Here is a 17,413-nt window from a genome sequence, read left to right as displayed (position 1 = left end):
AGTTTTTGATCAGTAACATTCGAGATCATTGTTCGGGCATTGCGCTGAACATAGGCTACCGCGTATTCCAGCTCGCGACAGCGACGTCGCGGACCGACCCGGACCCCACGAGAGCGTCCCGGCAGCGAAGGAACCTCAGCGCGTGAAGCTTCACCTCGGCGTTCGTCATTGGGATCACGTGATCCCGCTGGCTCTCGGCGACGTACCCGGACCGACCGTCAGCCGGTTGGAGGCGACACCAGATCTGTGGGGCTCACCGGAGTACGACGGCGGCGAGACCTCGTTCAGCCGCTACGTTCGGGCCCGGGCGGCAGGTGATGATCGCGTGGTCGCACTGCCGATCTTCCTGATGCGGGGCTTCCGGCACCGCTGCATCATCGTGCGCCGGGACTCGGCCGCGGAGACGGCCGCTGACCTGAAGGGCGCGCGCATCGGCCTGACCGGCTGGCCGGACAGCGGAAACACCTGGACTCGGGCAATCCTCGCCGAGGCGGGCGTCGGCATCCACGACGCCGACTGGCAGGTCGGCCCGCTCACGCAGGCCCACCCGGTCGTGGACCGCATAGGCGGCGTTGCTGTCAGCAACAACATCCGCCACACCACCGACGGTGCACGGCTCGTCGATCTGCTGTTGGCCAGGGAGCTCGACGCCGTGATGACCCCCTTCATGCCACCCGGCTTCCACGACCAGGACTCGCCGTACCGCACGCTCTTCCGCGACACCCGCGCCGAGGAGCGCGAGTACTACGGCCGCCACGGTTTCGTCCCCGGCATCCATCTCCTTGCCCTCCGCAAGGAGGTGCTCCAGGAACGCCCCGAGATCGCTCAGCAACTCATCGACCGGTTCGAGCAGGCGAAGCAGCTCAGCTTCCAGCGCCGGAACAAGCTGATGGACATCACGCCCTGGCACAACGAGGAGGTCGGCATCACCAGCAGGATCTTCGGCCCCGACTGGATGCCGTACGGCGTCTCCGCCGACCGCCGCATGGTCGCCGCGTTCCAGGAACAACTCGTCGCTCAGGAACTGCTCGACCATCCGGTCCCCGCCGACGACCTCTTCCCGTATCAGATCGACCCTTTGGAGAAGACCGCATGAGTACGCTGAAGGTCGCGGCCGCGCAGTTCGTCGCGAGCATCGACTGGCAGGAGAACCTCGACACGGCGACTCAGCTGATCAAGCAGGCGGATGCCGACGGCATCGACCTGCTCGTGCTGCCCGAAGGTGTGCTCGCGCGCTTCATCGAAGAACGCGAACGCATCCGCGAGCACGCCCAGCCGCTCGACGGACCCTTCGTCACCGGCCTCCGCAAAGCCACTGAAGGCCTCGAGCTGACCGTTGTCGTAGGCATCCACGAGAAGTCGGACAACGACAAGCCGTTCAACACGCTCGTCGTCCTCAAGGACGGCGATATCACCGGCCTCTACCGCAAACTGCACCTGTACGACGCGTTCAGCCAACTGGAGTCCGACAACGTGACCCCGGCCGACGTCGTCCCCGAGCTTATCGACGTCAACGGTTTCAAGGTCGGCCTGATGACCTGCTACGACGTCCGATTCCCCGAACTGTCCCGCCTCCTCGCCCTCGACGGCGCCGACGTACTCGTGCTGCCGGCCGCCTGGGTGAAAGGTCCGCTCAAGGAACACCACTGGCAGACTCTCGTCACCGCCCGCGCGCTCGAGAACACCGTGTACGTCGTCGCGAGTGGTGAATGCGGTCAGCGCAACATCGGCCAGAGCCTCATCGTCGACCCGCTCGGTGTCCCGCTCGCCCAAGCAGCAGAGGAACCGGCCACCATCACGGCCGTCGTCTCCACGCAGCGTCTGACCGACGCCCGCCGCCGCCTGCCGGTCCTGACCAACCGGCGCTTCTCCGTCAGCCCCACCCCTCGACCGGTCGAAGCCGTCTCCACCAGCTGAAGCCGTAGGAGTAGTCGTGTCCATCCCCCGCAGCACCACTCTCGCCGTACTGGCCGCAAGTCTGCTCGGCGTGACCGCCTGCACCGCAGACCCGGTCGACACCAGCACCAATGCCAACGCGAAGGCGCCGGCCGCCGCGATCCCGCAGCAGCAGGTCGACCAGACCCTGCACGACCAGTTGCCGGAAAAGATCAAGACCGCCGGCAAGATCGTTGCCGTCAACAACGGCTCGTTCCCGCCGTACGTGATCGTCGGCACCGACAAGGACACGTCCATCGAGGGCGCGACCGCCGACCTGTCCCAGGCGATCAGCCAGCTGCTCGGCATCCAGATCGAGCACACCACCGTGGACGGACTGGCCAGCGTCCTGTCCGGGATGCAGGCGAAGCGGTACGACCTTGACCTGGGCCCGACCGGTGACTTCGTCGAACGGCAGAAGCAGGCGACCTTCATCGACTACGTCCAGGAGTACGTCGTCTTCGCCGTGCACAAGGGGAATCCGAAGGGCATCGACGGTCTGGACACCGCCTGCGGCAAGCGGATCGCCGTACAGGCAGCGGGATCGGCGGAGAAGGTGATCAAGGCGCAGTCGACGAAGTGCGTGGCCGGCGGGAAGCCCGCGGTCGAGGTGCAGTCGTACAAGGATCAGCCGTCGTCGATCCTCGCGGTGCAGTCCGACCGTGCCGACGCGTTCTTCTCGTCGCAGGCGCCGCTGACCTACTTCGTCGCGCAGTCCGGTGGCAAGCTGGAACTGGCCGGCGTTGGCAAGGGCAACGGTTTCGACGACCTGTTCCAGGGTGCGCTCGTGCCGATCGGGTCGCCGCTGGCCGACGTACTGCTCGGTGCGCTCGAGAAACTGCATGCCAACGGCACCTATGACGCGATCATGGCGAAGTGGGGGCTGGAGAAGAACAAACTGGCCAAACCCGGCCTCAACCTCGGGAAGAGCTGACCATGGCAACCACGGTGCGGGACGCTCCGGCCGCCGGTCTGGAGCTTGACGTTCGCAACGCGGCACACCGCAAGCACCCATGGCGCTGGCTATCGGCGTTCATCGTGCTGGTGTTCGCCGCGCAACTGGTGAAGATGCTGGTCACGAACGAGAACTTCGGCTGGGACGTGGTCTGGAGCTGGCTGCGGGCCGAGTCGATCGTCCGCGGTCTCGGCATCACGCTGATGCTCACCGTGGTCGCGATGGTGATCGGCGTCGTTCTCGGCGTACTGCTCGCGGTCTGCCGGATCTCGGCCAACCCGCTGCTGCGCGGCGCGGCCGGCCTGTACATCTGGTTCTTCCGGGGTACGCCGACCCTCGTGCAGCTGATCTTCTTCTACAACCTGTCGGCGCTGCTGCCGAAGCTGAACCTCGGCATCCCGTTCGGACCGGTGTTCGCGAGCGTCGACACGAACACTCTGATCACACCGTTGCTCGCGGCGATCCTCGGTCTTGGCCTGAACGAGGGCGCGTACATGGCCGAGATCGTCCGCGGTGGGTTGCTGTCGGTGGATCCCGGCCAGCGGGAGGCCGGGCAGGCGCTCGGGATGAAGAACTCCCGGATCATGAAGCGGGTCATCCTGCCGCAGGCGATGCGGTTCATCGTGCCGCCGACCGGCAACCAGGTGATCAGCATGGTGAAGGCCACCGCGCTGGTCAGCGTGATCGCGCTGTCCGACCTGCTCTACACGGCGCAGTCGATCTACAACCGGACCTTCGAGACTATCCCGATGCTGATCGTGGTCTGCCTGTGGTACCTCGCGGTCACCTCGGTCCTGTACGTCGTCCAGTCGTTCATCGAACGGCACTACAGCCGGGGAGCACGTCACCAGACGCCGAGCTTCTGGGACTTCCTGCGGATCCGGCCGAAGGGTGTGGCCGCATGAGCACGGTTCTGCAAGCGCGCGCTGTCCGCAAGAGCTTCGGGCACACCGAAGTACTGTCCGGGATCGACCTCGATGTCACCTCCGGCGAGACGGTCGTCGTACTCGGCCCGTCGGGATCCGGCAAGTCCACGTTCCTGCGCTGCATCAACCTGCTCGAGTCCCTGGACGCCGGCCGCATCACGGTCGACGGTCGCGATGTTGGATACGACGTACGCAACGGCAGACTGCACGAGCTGTCGCCGAACGAGATCGCCCGCCGGCGCCGCGACATCGGGATGGTGTTCCAGCAGTTCAACCTGTTCCCGCACATGACCGCGCTCGAGAACATCATCGAGGCGCCGATCGCGGTCCTGGGGGAGGGCCGCCGGGAGGCGACGGCACGGGCCGTCGAGCTGCTGGCCGAAGTGGGGTTGGCCGGTCGCGAGAAGGCGTATCCGCGCCAGCTGTCCGGCGGCCAGCAGCAACGCGTCGCGATCGCCCGAGCGCTGGCCATGCGCCCGAAGCTGATGCTCTTCGACGAGCCGACCTCGGCGCTCGACCCGGAACTGGTGGGAGAGGTACTCGCCACCATGAAGCGTCTCGCCAGCGCCGGTCTGACCATGGTCGTCGTGACGCACGAGATCAGTTTCGCCCGTGAGGCCGCTGATCGCGTCGTCTTCATGGACGCGGGTCAGGTCGTCGAGCAGGGCACGCCGGAGCAGGTGATCGACAATCCGCAGCACGAGCGAACTCGTACTTTCCTTTCCCGTTTCCTCTGATACCGTGGAGACATGTTGCAGCGCGCAGTAGTCACGACGACGCCGGACCTCGTCCTGGCGCGCTGACATCTGACTGTCTGACCAAGCCCCGGGGCGAGTGCCCCGGGGCTTGGTCGTGCTCCGTGGGTTGCTCGCCTCAACCCATGGAGGAATCATGTACGACCACCGCAAACTCGGCCGCGAACTCGGCCTGTTCGACTCCGACCCGCTGATCGGAGCGGGACTGCCCTACTGGTTGCCCGCCGGTGCCGCCGTCCGGCACGCCTTGGAGAGCTACATCGCCGAAGTGGAACGAAGAGCCGGCTACCAGCAGGTCTATTCACCGGTCCTCGGCAAGCGCGAGCTGTACGAGATCTCGGGCCACTGGGCCAAGTACCACGAGGACATGTACCCGCCGATGGACATGGGCGGTGAGCAACTGGTCCTGCGCCCCAGCATCTGCCCGCACCATGCGCTGATGTTCCGATCCCGCTCACACAGCTACCGCGAACTCCCACTCCGCTTCTCCGAGCTCGGCGGGCAGTACCGCGCCGAGCTCTCCGGAGCGATCGGCGGCCTGAGCCGGGTCCGCGCGATGCAACTCAACGACGCGCACATCTTCTGCCGCCTGGACCAGGTCGCAGGTGAGGCTGCCGAGGCTTTGAAGCTGATCAACCAGGCGTACGCCGACATGGGCATCAGCGCGTCGCGCTACGTCCTCGCGCTCCCGTCTCTTGATGCGGAGTTCAACAGCCCGGCGAGCAAGTACGTCGGTGACGCGGCGAGCTGGGCGCAGGCCGTCGAACTGCTCCGCGAGGTGCTCGAGAACGCGGGCGTCGATTACGAGGACGCGCCGGGCGACGCGGCGTTCTACGGGCCGAAGATCGACATCCAGCTGGAGGATTCGGCCGGCCGCGAGTTCAGTCTGTCGACCGTCCAGATCGACTTCCACCAGCCGGAGCGGTTCGGCCTCGAGTACATCGGTGCCGACGGCAACAAGCACCGTCCGGTGATGGTGCACCGGGCGATCGTCGGGAGCATCGAGAGAGCGGTTGCTCAGCTGATCGAGGTGCACGGCGGCGCGTTCCCGGCGTGGCTGGCCCCGGTACAGGTCGTCGTACTGCCGATCTCCGACGACGAGGAGAAACTGGCCGCGGAGGTCGCCCGGAGAGCATCGGATCGCGGTCTCCGGGTCGAGGTCGCGCACGCCGACGAGGGCAGTCTGGGCGCACGCATCCGCGAGAACCGGCTGGCGCCGTACCAGGCCGTCATCGGTTCCCGCGAGGCGGAGGCGGGCGAGCTTGCGTTGCGGGAACGCGGCGGGCGCCAGCACGAGCCGGCCTCGATCTCCTCCGTCCTCGACGACCTTCGGGCCAGCTGCCAGTCTCCCGCGCTCCGACGTGCGGGTGACCTCAGATGACGGGTCAGGTCGGATGGTGGGAGCGCCGTCGCAGGATCATGGTTGCGACGGGCACCACGATGACGGTCCCGATCAGGGCACTCAGGAGTCCGCCCCAGTCGAAGATGTCGTCGTCACCGATGCCGAGACCCAGCGTGAAGATCAGGTAGCCGAGCAGGGCGCCGAGCAGGCCGAGCCCGATCGAAACCAGCCAGGATTTCGGCCCGCTCATGTGCCGGAAGGCGTCACCTGGGACGAGCATCCGGGCCAGAATTCCGCAGACCAAGCCGAGTAGCAATGCTCCTATCATGTCCACCCCTCCTATGGTTCGGAGTGTCCTCCACTTCCTCGGCGGAGTCGAGCGGGTGGCGGTGGGACCGGTCAGTGTTCCTGGAGCTGTCCGATCAGGTGGGTGAGCTCGTGCTGCTCGTCGTACAGGGCGAAGTCGGTGGTCTTGCCGGACTGCTCGAACCCGAACCCGACCCGGGACGGCAGCAGCAGCGGCTTGCGGAAGTCCACGCGGACCGTGAAGGCGTCCGGCAAGGCGCCGGCCCGCTGGATCGACGCCAGCGCGGCAGCCTTGGCCCACATCCCGTGCGCGATCTGGCGCGGGAACCCGAACGCCTGAGCGGTCAGCTTGAACAGGTGGATCGGGTTCCGGTCGCCGGACGCGGCGGCGTACCGGCGGCCGAGGTTGCCGCGCAGGTCCCACCACGCGCTCGGGCTCAGCACCGGGTCGGTGAGCAGGTCGGCGTGCGCACCTTCCGTCCCGGACGTGCGGCTGAGCAGGGTGGTGAGATCGCTCCACACCAGCTCGTGATCGACGAAGACCTCGCTGATCACGTCGAAGACGGTGCCCTTCGGGTGCGGCCGTTCCGCCGTACTGTGCACGCGGATCGCCGGCTCCGCGTGCAGCGGGATCGGCTGCTTCTGGGTGATCGTGTTGGACAGGTGCACGATCCCCATCGGCTTGTACGGGAACGAGGGGTCGGACATCAGGTCCAGATGCAGCGGGAAGGCCAGGACGTGCGGGTACGTCGGGGGCAGCGCGGGACCTGCCGCGAACCCGGTCACCTCGCGGTACGCGGTCAGGTGGTCCTGGTCGATCGCCGACCGGGGCAGCTCGAGCGTCAGCCCGTCCGCGTCCGGCTCGTAGTCGGCCCGTCGGAGCGTGGCCCGGACGGTCCGCGCGTAGAGCGAGCCGAGCCCGGGGGAGTCGTCGTACCGTCGGGTCGGCATGTCAGGCGCCCAGCATGCTCTGGCCGCAGACCCGGACCACGTTGCCGGTCACGCCGGCCGAGGCCGGATCCGCGAACCAGGCGATCGTCTCGGCCACGTCGATCGGCAGACCACCCTGCTGCAGCGAGTTGATCCGCCGCCCGACCTCGCGGATCGTGAACGGGATCTTCGCGGTCATCTCGGTCTCGATGAACCCGGGCGCGACCGCGTTGATCCGGATCTGTCGCTCGGCCAGCGCGGGCGCCAGCGCCTGCACGAGACCGATCACGCCGGCCTTGGAGGTCGCGTAGTTCGTCTGGCCGTTGTTGCCCGCGATCCCGGCCATCGACGACACCCCGATGATCGAGCCGCCGTCCCGGAGCGCCCCGGATTCGACCAGGTGCTTGGTGATCCGCTCCGGTGCGCGCAGGTTCACGTCGAGTACGGCGTCCCACGCGTCGGTGCGCATGTTCACGAGACGCCGGTCGCGGGTGATGCCGGCGTTGTGGACGATGATGTCGAGCCCACCGTGCTGCTCCTGCGCGTGCGCCGCGATGCGCTGCGCCGCGTCGACCGCGGTGACGTCGAGGAGGAGCTCGGTGCCGCCGATCTTGGAGATCACCTTGCGCAGCGGGTCCGCGTTCTGCGGTACGTCGACGCCGATGATCGTCGCGCCGTCGCGGGCCAGGATGTCGGCGATCGAGGCACCGATACCACGGGCGGCGCCGGTCACGAGCGCCGTACGGCCCGCGAGCGGGCGGCTCGGGTCGTTGCTGACCAGCGGACCGGTCCCGATCCGGGCGACCTGGCCGTCGACGTACGCCGACTTGGGGGAGAGGAAGAAACGGAGCGTCGAGTCGAGTTGCTCGTGGGCGTCCGGGGCGACGTACACGAGGTTGACCGTGGCGCCGCGTTTCACCTCCTTGCCGAGGCTTCGCGTGAAGCCCTCGAGAGCACGCTGCGCGATGTGCTGCTCGGGGGAGCTCGCGAGTTCCGGCGTACGGCCGACGACGATGACGCGACCGGCCGGGGCCAATTGGCGGACCACGGGGGAGAAGAAGCGCTGCAGGCTGGTCAGGTCCGCGGTCGAGGTGGCGCCGGTGGCGTCGAAGACGATCGCCTTCGGCCGGATCGTGCTCGACGCGACGCCTTCGGTCACGGTGCTGAACGCGGCGCCGATGTCGCGGAGCAGCGCCTGCACCGCCTTGCCCGCGTCGGTCTCGCCGATCGCGCCGAAGACGACCGGCCCGTCGATCACCGGCGAGCCCTCGGTCCAGCGGGGCAGCGGCGTCGGGTCGGGCAGACCCAGGTTCTTCACCAGCGTCTTGCCGAGCGGCGTCGTGGTGAAGGTCTGGTAGCGATCCGTCATCTCAGCTCCTACTTCTCGAGGATGGCGACGACACCCTGGCCGCCCGCGGCGCAGATCGAGATCAAGCCCCGGCCGCCACCGTTCTCGTCCAGTTGCTTGGCCAGCGCGGCGACGATCCGCCCGCCGGTCGCCGCGAACGGGTGACCCGCGGCGAGCGAGCTGCCGTTCACGTTCAGCTTGGCCCGGTCGATCTCCCCGAGCGGCGCGTCCAGGCCGAGCCGCTCCTTGCAGAAGATCGGATCCTCCCACGCCTTCAGGGTGGACAACACCTGGGACGCGAACGCCTCGTGGATCTCGTAGTAGTCGAAGTCCTGGAGGCTGATTCCGGCGCGGGCGAGCATGCGCGGTACGGCGTACGCGGGGGCCATCAGGAGACCTTCGGCACCCTTCACGTAGTCGACCGCGGCGGTCTGCGAGTGAGTCAGGTAGGCGAGCGGTCGCAGACCGTGCTCCTGCGCCCACTCGTCGGTCGACAGCAGCACGGCCGACGCGCCGTCGGTCAGCGGGGTCGAGTTACCGGCCGTCATCGTCGCGGTCTCGCCCTTGCCGTACGCGGTCCGGAGCTTGGCGAGCTTCTCGAGCGTGGTGTCGGGGCGCAGGTTCTGGTCCTTCTCGAGGCCCAGGTACGGCGTGATGAGGTCGTTCTGGAAACCGCGGTCGTACGACTTCGCGAGGTTGATGTGGGAGTTGTACGCGAGCTCGTCCTGCGCCTCCCGGGTGATACCCCACTCGAGCGCAGTCAGCGCCGCGTGGTCGCCCATCGACTTGCCGGTGCGCGGCTCGGCGTTGCGCGGGATCTCCGGTACGACGTCCTTCGGGCGGACGCGGGCGAGGACCTTCAAGCGGTCCGGGTACGTCTTGGCGCGGTTGAGGTCGAGCAGGACGTTGCGCAGGCGGTCGTTGACCGCGAGCGGCGCGTCGGAGGCGGTGTCGACACCACCCGCGATACCCGCGTCGATCTGGCCGAGCGCGATCTTGTTGCCGACCAGGATGGCCGCCTCGAGACCGGTGCCGCAGGCCTGCTGGATGTCGTACGCCGGGGTGGTCGGGGCGAGCTTGGACCCGAGGACCACCTCGCGCACCATGTTCCAGTCGCGGGCATGCTTGAGGACGGCTCCGGCGACCACCTCACCCACCTCCTGGCCACCCAGGCCGGTGCGGTCGACGAGACCGTTCAGGGCGGCGGTGAGCATGTCGGAGTTGGAGGCGTGCCGGTAGGTCTTGTCCTGCCGGGCAAACGGGATCCGGTTGCCGGCGACCACGGCCACCTTGCGCGGTTCGGTCACGATATGTCTCCTGCTCTAGCGGAGCGGGTCTTCTTGGTTGTCAGGGCTTTCTGTCCCACCGCGGTGGCGAGTGTCGCGGTGATCGCGGTCGACCGGACGGTGCCGACATCGGCATGATGCACCACCGGGTGCCCCGGTTGGCTGCCCGACACGATCAGCCCGACCCTTGCCATGTGCAACGATCCGAGCGTCTGCGTGTAGAGATGGTTCGCCAGGTACGCCGTGTCGACCTCGTCGAACACGCCCGCACGCTGGCCGGCTTTGAGGATCACCGCGATGCGGTCCAGCGGCGCGGCCATCGCCGTACCTAGTTTGACCATCACCGGCTCGGTGATCTCGCCGAACAACTGTTCGCCGGTCCTTCGGAGCAGGCTCATAGCGCAGTCGGTGAAGGCGGGGTAGGTGAGGCAGAAATCGACGAACGTCTCACTCAGCGCCTTCAACCGGTTGAGCGGCGCCCGGCGCGGATTGTCGACTGCCTCGAGCTGACTGTCCAGCTCGCCGAGGTAGTCGACCAGGGTGAGCGCGAACAGTTCTTCCTTGCCGGCGAAGTGCCGGTAGATCAGGGCCTTGTTGATCCCGACCCGCTTGGCGATATCGTCGATCTGGGCGTCGATCGTGCCGCGCTCGTCGAAGATCTCGCGGGTGGCGCGGATGATGTCCCGCTCGCGGTCGCGACGACGCTCCGCCGTGGTGCGGCGGCGTCCGATCGCGAGCAGCGCGGAGCTCATGAATCGATCTTAGCCACAGTGGTACCTCTTGGTGCAAACGACAGTTACACTCGTCGGTAACATCCCCGCATTTGTGAGGACCTGATGAGCGACCCTGTGGTGTCCGCAGACGTGATGTCTCTGGCCGGCGAACTCGGCGCCGAGCGCTCGAAGCCGGACTGGAGCACCTTCTCGCTGGCGATCAACGACGACCAGCGCGAGATCCGGGACTGGGCGCACACGTTCGCCGCCGACGTCATCCGGCCCGCTGCGGCCGAATGGGACGAACGCGAGCAAGCCCCCTGGCCGATCATCCAGGAAGCGGCCAAGGTCGGTATCTACGGCCTCGACATGAACATCAACCTGTTCGTCGACCCGACCGGCCTGCTGATGCCACTGGTCCACGAGGAGCTGTTCTGGGGCGACGCCGGCATCGCGATGTCGCTGAAGGGGACCGGTCTCGCGTCGTCCGCGATCTTCTCGAACGGTACGCCCGAGCAGTGGAGCCAGTGGATGGCGCGGTGCTACGGCACGCCGGACGACGTACGCGTGGCCGCGTTCTGCTCGTCCGAACCCGGTGCGGGGTCCGATGTGTCCGCGATCCGTACGCGCGCTGTCTTCGACGAGCGGACCTCCGAGTGGGTCATCAACGGGCAGAAGGCGTGGGCGACGAACGGCGGTATCGCTGACATCCACGTCGTCGTCGCGACCGTCGACCCGTCGCTCGGTACGAAGGGCCAGGCTGCGTTCGTCGTACCGAAGTCGGAGGTCCGCGGCCTGGAGCAGGGCACCAAGCTCCGCAAGCACGGCCTCCGCGCCTCCCACACCGCCGACGTCTTCTTCGACAACGTCCGCATCCCCGCCGAAAACGTCCTCGGCGGCAAGGAAAAGCTAGACGCCCGCATAGCCCGAGCCCACGAATCCCGCACCGCCGCCTCTAACGGGACTGCCGGCTCGGGCTCGGCCGGCCGCAACGCCTCGATGGCCACCTTCGAAATGACCCGCCACATCGTCGGCGCCCAAGCCATCGGCATCGCCCGCGCCGCCTACGAGGTAGCCCTCGACTACGCCAAGACCCGCGAACAGTTCGGCCGCCCGATCATCGACAACCAGGGCATCGCCTTCAAACTCGCCGACATGGCCATGGAGATCGACGCCGCCCGCTTGCTGGTCTGGCGAGCCGCCAACATGTCCGCCGCCCTCATGCGCGGCGAAACCCCCGACTACCGCCACGGCGAAGGCTCCATGGCGAAGTTGAAGGCCGGCGAAGTAGCCGTCAAGGTAACCGAAGAAGCCATCCAGATTCTCGGCGGCAACGGCTACACCCGCGAATACCCAGTAGAACGAATGCACCGAGACGCCAAGATCTACACCATCTTCGAAGGCACCTCCGAAATCCAGCGTTTGGTCATCGCCCGAGCCATCTCAGGCATGCGGATCCGCTGACGTTTCCGCAGGTCAGAGACTGATTCCAGGCCCATATGGATAGATTCCGCCGTCGGGCTCCCAAGGTGCAGTGGGGGAGCGGTCGGCGGCGTGTTCCGTGACAGAAAGTGGAGAAGAGGCGGGCCAGTCGGGCGTCCACCGCCTTCCGCGCCCGCTCGTGCGAGGACGGAAGCATGTGGGTGTACAGCCGGAGAATGAAGCCTGGGTCTGGACGCCCCGTGGGCTGCCTGATCTGACGCGCCTATGAAGGCAACCACGCATAACCAAGCGCCTGAACCCCACGACCTCATGCCGAGAAGGCGCTCCGGCCTGTGCCCGGGCTAGCTCCGCGGACTGTCGGTCAGTGGTCAGCCGTCTGGCTTCGCTGATACCTCATCAAGTGGTGCAGATTGGCGACGAGGCGCTCATGCATCGGTCGACGGCGTGGTTAATGTGCGTGTCCGAGGACGAACACGCACCTGAACCACACGCATCCAGCTCGACGGCTGAGCTGGACTCGTCACTCTCGCGAGTCCGTTGAGATGCCGGGAGCGGCAGTGGAGCTCGGTCCAGGTGATCTGGTCGCCGTACCGCCGCGATGCCATGACGTCGAAGCCCCGGAGCCATCCGTCCTGCTGCTCACCGTTGCCTTGCACTGAGCGCGCGGGGACGAACTAGGCCAGGCGAACGACGAGTGCCGTCCAGACGCCTTTTCGCGTAGGTCGCGCTGATCGGCTCATTGGTCCAAGAGGGTCACTACGTCTTGACGGAGTTGGGTCATCCTGCCGTGGTCCGCTGCCTCGACGTTCAGGCGGAGTAACGGTTCGGTGTTGGAGGGGCGCAGATTGAACCACGCTCCCTCGGGCACGGTAATCGTCAAGCCGTCCAGTCGGTCTGCGGTCGCGCCGCGCGCTGTGTAGTGCGCTTCGACTCGGTCCAGAACGGCAGGGACATCGGCGACAGTGCGGTTGATCTCGCCACTGTCGGCGTATCGGGAGAACTGGGCAGCTAGCACCGACAGCGGCTGATCGGTTTCTCCCACGGCGACGAGCACGTGCAGCGCGGCCAGCATGCCGCTATCGGCGCGCCAGAACCGGCGGAAGTAGTAGTGGCCGGAGTGTTCCCCCCCAAATACGGCGTCGTGGTTGGCCATTTCCTGCTTGATGAACGAGTGCCCGACTCGGCTGCGCACGGGTGTGCCACCGCGCTCGGTGATCTGCTCGGCGACAGCTTTGCTGGAGACGACGTTGTAGACGATCGCGGAGCCGGGGTGCCGGGCGAGTTCTCGCGCGGCGATGAGGCTGATGACGTTGTTGGGAGAGACGGTGTCGCCGTTCTCATCGACGAAGAAGCACCGATCGGCGTCACCGTCGAACGCGAGGCCGATATCGGCGTCGTGCAGTCGGACCGCAGCGCGCAGGTCGACCAAGTTGGCCGGATTCAGCGGGTTGGCCTCGTGATTGGGGAAGGTGCCGTCGAGATCGAAGTAGAGAGGCACGATCTCGAGGGCGGGATCGTCGAGTACGACGGGTGCTGTGTGTCCGGCCATGCCGTTGCCGGCATCGACCACGACCTTCAACCGGCGGCTGCCGGCGAGACTGACGAGGCTGTGGAGGTACTTGGCGTACGAAGGTAACAAGTCCTCGGACTGCGAGGTTCCGGCCGGGCCGTGGTACGTAGGCAGTCCGGTCGTCAGCAGGATCCTGATCTCGGCGAGGCCGTTGTCCTGCCCGACAGGTCTCGCGCCGGCGCGGCAGAGTTTGATGCCGTTGTAGGCAGGTGGGTTGTGACTGGCGGTGATCATTGCGCCGGGAACATCACGTGACCCGGAGGCGAAGTACAGCAGCTCGGTGGAGGCCAGCCCGATTGCGAGTACGTCGATACCGCGGCTGTTGACGCCAGCCGCGAAGGCCTCGGCCAGTTCGGGTGACGACACTCGCATGTCGTGTCCGACCGCGATCAGGTCCGCACGACTCAGGTGTGCGAACGCGGCGCCGATCTGGTACGCCAGTCGGCGTCGAGTTGGTCCGGCACGATGCCGCGGATGTCGTACGCCCTGATCAGGCTTGTGAGGTCTCGCATGGCGCTCATGAGGACCGGTCCAGCCTGGCAACGCCGATCTTGGAGTCGGCCATGCCGTAGAACACGTAGTGCACGTCGCCGACCTGCTCGATGGCCGTCGGGAACACCACGTTGCCGACCGTACCGATCCGTTCGTCGTCAGTTTCCGGCACAAGGATCGGCTCTGCGGTGCGGTCGAGGACCTTGGTCACATCGGAGGCGTCCAGTAGTAACGCCCCGGCCGCGTAGATGACCTGCTGGGTCGTCGGGTCGAACCCTTCTGGCTGCTCACCGGTGACTCCGTGATGGATCACCAGCCACCCCTCCGGAACCCGCAGCGGCGGGGGACCGGCCCCGATCTTCAGTTCCTCGAACGGGTACTCCGGCATCGCCACCAGCCGGTGATTACGCAGATGCACCAGGTTCCGCACATCACGCTCGACGTCAGCGACCGGTGCGAACGACACCCAGATTCCCGGCCGGCCATCGGTGACATCGGCCGGCAGATGGACGCCCTCGCCCTCGCGGAACCAGCCGAGGTCCCACATCGGCCGGTGCAGCATCGCGTACGACGGCTCGCCGTCCGGCCCGGGCACCGGCTCGGGGAAGAACACCGCGTCCTTGTTCGGAAACAGGTTCAAGTCGGTATCCAACGAAGGCTGGTACTCGAAGTGCAGCGGCCCCAGCCGCTCCCAGCTCAGCAGGTCCGACGACACCGCGAGTGCCGGCTTCGGCCCGAGCGGTCCGAACGCGACATACGTCATCACGTGCCTGCCCTGCGACGGGATCCAGGTAACTCGTGGATCCTCGACCCCGGCGTTGTTCAGGCCGCGCTCCCAGCCCTTGTCGGGAGCGAGCGCGATTCCCTCGCGGGAGACACCGGTCGGTACACCATCAGTGAGCTCGACTTTCGCCAGCCCGACCCGGGAGACGTTGCCGGCAGCAACCAGCCGGGGGAGCAGATACAGAGCGCCGTCCGGCGTATGGCCGGTGGCCGGATTGAGCACGCCTTCGATCTCCAGATCGTTGCCGGGTTCGGGCGTCATCAGGACGCCGACACGGGTCAGCGTGTAGGAAATGGTCACAGCAGCAAAGCCTTTCTCGGATGGTCAGCCCTTGATCCCTGACTCGATGCCCTGGGAGATGAAGCGGCGCTGGAAGATTGCGAACAGCCCTACAGCGGGTGCGGCCAGCACGCAGGCCCCAGCGAGGACCGCGCCGAACGGGTTGGCTGCCCGTGCGGACACGGTGGTCAGATAGTTCGACAGGGACACGGCGAGAGGCTGCAGGTCGTGCTGTTTGGTGATCAGGAACGGCCACAGAAACTCGTTCCACGGACCGATGAAGGTGATCAGCACCCCGGTCAGCAGGGCGGGTCTGACCAAGGGCAGCGCCACCCGCCAGAGGATGTTCAGTTCGTTCGCGCCGTCGATCCGGGCTGCGTCGAACAGCTCCTGCGGGAGTTGCAAGAAGTACTGGCGGAAGACGAACACCGCAGTGGAGTTGATGGCGAACGGTGCGATCATTCCGAGGTACGAGTCCGCCAGTCCGTAGCTGCGCACAATCAGCACGTACAGCGGGATGGTCAGCAGCTGGAACGGGATCACTTGCACCAGCACCATCAGGCCGAACACCGCACCCCGCCCGCGGAACTGCAGCCGGGCCAACGCGTAGCCCGCGAGTACGCCGAAGACGAGCGTCCCGAGGATGACCCCGCCGGTGAAGATCCCCGAATTCAGCAGGGATCTGCCCAGGTTGATCGCGGCGTCGATCTCGCCGTAGTTGCGGCCGGTCAGGTTCCCCGGCGACGGAAACGCTCCGCCGACCGATGGGTCCGGCTCGGCCTGCAGCGAGCCGATCAGCATGTAGTAGAAGGGAAACAGGAAGACGAAGGCCCCGATCAGCAATCCGACGAACTTGAGCTTCACGACTCCTCCCTCCCTACGAAACGCCGTTCGACCAATGCGAGCAAGAGCACTCCGATGACGAGCAGTACGCCGATCGCCGAGCCGGCGTCCGGGTTGCCCTGCTCGATGCCGCGCTGGTACATCACCAGTACCGGCGACGCGGACGCTCCGTCAGGGCCGCCGCCACCGGTGAGCAGATAGGGCTCGGTGAAGAGGTTCGCGCCGGTTACAGTCGCCAGGAGAACCACCAGGGTGCTGGCGGGCCGCACCCCGGGAACAGTGACATTCCAGAAGGACTTCCATCGCCCTGCACCGTCCACCGACGCCGCCTCGTACAGATCCTTCGAGACATTCTGCAGCGCAGCCAGGTAGAGCAGGATGAAGAAGCCGAGCTGCTTCCAGGTGACGTAGACGGCAACCGTCGGCATGGCCAGCGACGTATTCACCAGCCAGGACGGATCCGGCGCGAGCGGACCGAGGACGGAGTTCACCAGTCCGTTCGAGTTGAACAGGAACAGCCACACCCCGACCACGGCGACACTCGCCGCGACATAGGGCACGTAGTAGCTGACCCGGAAGAACGTCCGCCACCGGATCGCCGCGTTCAGCGCGTTCGCCAGCAGCAGCGACAGCACGACGGTCAGCGGAACATTGATCACCAGAAACACCAGAACGTTTCCGAACGCCCGCCGTACCGCCGGATCCGCCAGCACCGCCGTGTAATTCTCGAAGCCCACGAACGGCCGCTCCACGATCGCTCCCGGCGCCGCGAAGAAGTAGTCGTGGAACGACATGTACACCGCGAAGCCGAGCGGATAGGCGAAGATCGCCGCAAGGAAGGCGAGATACGGGGTGACGAATGCAGTACCGATCGGTTGGTTGCCGAGGATTCGGTCGAGCAGGGATCTTCTGACGGGATGCCCGCCACGCGCGGTCCTACCGACAGACCTCCTGCCGGCCGCGGTTCTGATCATCAGACTCATGGCTGCGAAGCGAGATCATCGATCGTCCGGGCGGCGCCGTCGAGGGCTGAGCCCGGGTCCTGCCGACCGAAGATCACGGACTTGGAGTAGGCGTCCCGGAAGGTCTGCCAGATCGTGATCGAGTTCGGCACATTGGGCACGTCAGTTGTCCGCGCGGCTTGGTCCGCGAACGTCTGGTAGTCGGGGTTCTTGGCGAAGTAGTCGGCGTACGTCGACGCGACGTCCTTGCGCAGCGGCATCTGTCCGGTCGCGGCCAGGAACTTTCCGTCCTGTTCCTTGCTGGTCGCGAACTTCAGCACGTCCCCCGCGGTCCCGCGGCTCTTGCACGCGGAGTACATCGCGACGTTCTTCGCATCACTGAAGGTATGGATCTCCGAAGGGTCCTTACCGGACGACGTCGGCACCGGTACGACGCCCCAGTCGACCTTGCCCTTGTACGTCGCGATCGCCCACGGACCGACCACGGCCATCGCCGCCGTACCGTCCACGAACGCGTCCCCGGTGTACTTCTCCTGCGACGCCA

General features: G+C 66.5%; 17 protein-coding genes. 7 read left to right on the top strand and 10 right to left on the bottom strand.

The window, feature by feature from the left end:
* Window positions 1–142: 142 nt before the first annotated feature.
* The 6 genes from E0H45_RS41835 (at window position 143) to thrS (ending at window position 5,952) form a co-directional block, all read left to right on the top strand.
* Window positions 143–1,096 carry a substrate-binding domain-containing protein gene (locus E0H45_RS41835; protein ID WP_131348369.1) on the top strand — a complete coding sequence of 318 codons (954 nt, stop codon included), beginning with the start codon at window positions 143–145 and terminating at the stop codon, window positions 1,094–1,096.
* A complete protein-coding gene (locus tag E0H45_RS41830; RefSeq protein WP_202872778.1) occupies window positions 1,093–1,917 on the top strand; it encodes a deaminated glutathione amidase in 825 nt (274 codons plus the stop codon). The genes E0H45_RS41835 and E0H45_RS41830 overlap by 4 nt, the downstream gene beginning before the upstream one ends.
* Window positions 1,918–1,933: 16 nt before the next feature.
* Window positions 1,934–2,869, top strand: a complete 936-nt coding sequence (locus E0H45_RS41825) for an ABC transporter substrate-binding protein (RefSeq protein ID WP_131348367.1) — start codon at window positions 1,934–1,936, stop codon at window positions 2,867–2,869.
* A gap of 2 nt (window positions 2,870–2,871) precedes the next feature.
* Window positions 2,872–3,795: an amino acid ABC transporter permease gene (locus E0H45_RS41820; RefSeq protein WP_131348365.1), complete on the top strand. Its 924-nt coding sequence runs from the start codon at window positions 2,872–2,874 to the stop codon at window positions 3,793–3,795.
* Window positions 3,792–4,553: an amino acid ABC transporter ATP-binding protein gene (locus E0H45_RS41815; RefSeq protein ID WP_131348363.1), complete on the top strand. Its 762-nt coding sequence runs from the start codon at window positions 3,792–3,794 to the stop codon at window positions 4,551–4,553. The genes E0H45_RS41820 and E0H45_RS41815 overlap by 4 nt, the downstream gene beginning before the upstream one ends.
* Window positions 4,554–4,707: 154 nt before the next feature.
* On the top strand, window positions 4,708–5,952 hold the full coding sequence (gene thrS, locus E0H45_RS41810; protein WP_131348361.1) for a threonine--tRNA ligase: 1,245 nt from the start codon (window positions 4,708–4,710) through the stop codon (window positions 5,950–5,952).
* A 4-nt stretch (window positions 5,953–5,956) separates the two neighbouring features.
* Here thrS and E0H45_RS41805 read toward each other — a convergent pair whose 3' ends face one another.
* From E0H45_RS41805 to E0H45_RS41785, 5 genes are all read right to left on the bottom strand, one after another.
* Window positions 5,957–6,241 (bottom strand): GlsB/YeaQ/YmgE family stress response membrane protein, encoded by a 285-nt coding sequence (locus E0H45_RS41805; protein ID WP_131348359.1) that lies wholly within the window; start codon window positions 6,239–6,241, stop codon window positions 5,957–5,959.
* A gap of 71 nt (window positions 6,242–6,312) precedes the next feature.
* Window positions 6,313–7,170 (bottom strand): MaoC/PaaZ C-terminal domain-containing protein, encoded by an 858-nt coding sequence (locus tag E0H45_RS41800; protein ID WP_131348357.1) that lies wholly within the window; start codon window positions 7,168–7,170, stop codon window positions 6,313–6,315.
* 1 nt (window position 7,171) lies between these two features.
* Entirely contained in the window at window positions 7,172–8,518 is a 1,347-nt protein-coding gene (locus E0H45_RS41795) for a 3-oxoacyl-ACP reductase (protein ID WP_131348355.1), read from the bottom strand.
* 8 nt (window positions 8,519–8,526) lie between these two features.
* Window positions 8,527–9,804 carry an acetyl-CoA C-acetyltransferase gene (locus E0H45_RS41790; protein WP_131348353.1) on the bottom strand — a complete coding sequence of 426 codons (1,278 nt, stop codon included), beginning with the start codon at window positions 9,802–9,804 and terminating at the stop codon, window positions 8,527–8,529.
* Window positions 9,801–10,535: a TetR/AcrR family transcriptional regulator gene (locus E0H45_RS41785; protein ID WP_131348351.1), complete on the bottom strand. Its 735-nt coding sequence runs from the start codon at window positions 10,533–10,535 to the stop codon at window positions 9,801–9,803. The genes E0H45_RS41790 and E0H45_RS41785 overlap by 4 nt, the downstream gene beginning before the upstream one ends.
* An 84-nt stretch (window positions 10,536–10,619) precedes the next feature.
* Here E0H45_RS41785 and E0H45_RS41780 point away from each other — a divergent pair, with 84 nt between their 5' ends.
* Window positions 10,620–11,960 (top strand): acyl-CoA dehydrogenase family protein, encoded by a 1,341-nt coding sequence (locus E0H45_RS41780; RefSeq protein WP_238155715.1) that lies wholly within the window; start codon window positions 10,620–10,622, stop codon window positions 11,958–11,960.
* A 715-nt stretch (window positions 11,961–12,675) separates the two neighbouring features.
* Here the strand turns inward: E0H45_RS41780 and E0H45_RS41775 are convergent.
* The 5 genes from E0H45_RS41775 to E0H45_RS41755 form a co-directional block, all read right to left on the bottom strand.
* Window positions 12,676–13,917 carry a phosphomannomutase/phosphoglucomutase gene (locus E0H45_RS41775; RefSeq protein WP_337590438.1) on the bottom strand — a complete coding sequence of 414 codons (1,242 nt, stop codon included), beginning with the start codon at window positions 13,915–13,917 and terminating at the stop codon, window positions 12,676–12,678.
* 109 nt (window positions 13,918–14,026) lie between these two features.
* A complete protein-coding gene (locus E0H45_RS41770) occupies window positions 14,027–15,085 on the bottom strand; it encodes a glycoside hydrolase family 130 protein (RefSeq protein ID WP_238155714.1) in 1,059 nt (352 codons plus the stop codon).
* A 24-nt stretch (window positions 15,086–15,109) separates the two neighbouring features.
* A complete protein-coding gene (locus E0H45_RS41765; RefSeq protein WP_238155713.1) occupies window positions 15,110–15,928 on the bottom strand; it encodes a carbohydrate ABC transporter permease in 819 nt (272 codons plus the stop codon).
* Entirely contained in the window at window positions 15,925–16,890 is a 966-nt protein-coding gene (locus E0H45_RS41760) for a carbohydrate ABC transporter permease (protein WP_238155712.1), read from the bottom strand. Before E0H45_RS41760 ends, E0H45_RS41765 begins: the two co-directional genes overlap by 4 nt.
* Window positions 16,887–17,413: extracellular solute-binding protein (locus E0H45_RS41755; protein ID WP_131348349.1), on the bottom strand; the 527-nt coding region annotated here is incomplete at its 5' end. The genes E0H45_RS41760 and E0H45_RS41755, both read right to left, overlap by 4 nt.

This window comes from Kribbella soli (genome assembly GCF_004331345.1).
GTDB classification, from domain to species: domain Bacteria; phylum Actinomycetota; class Actinomycetes; order Propionibacteriales; family Kribbellaceae; genus Kribbella; species Kribbella soli.
Note: the sequence above shows the minus strand (reverse complement) of the source record. Positions and strands in the feature narration are given on the sequence as shown.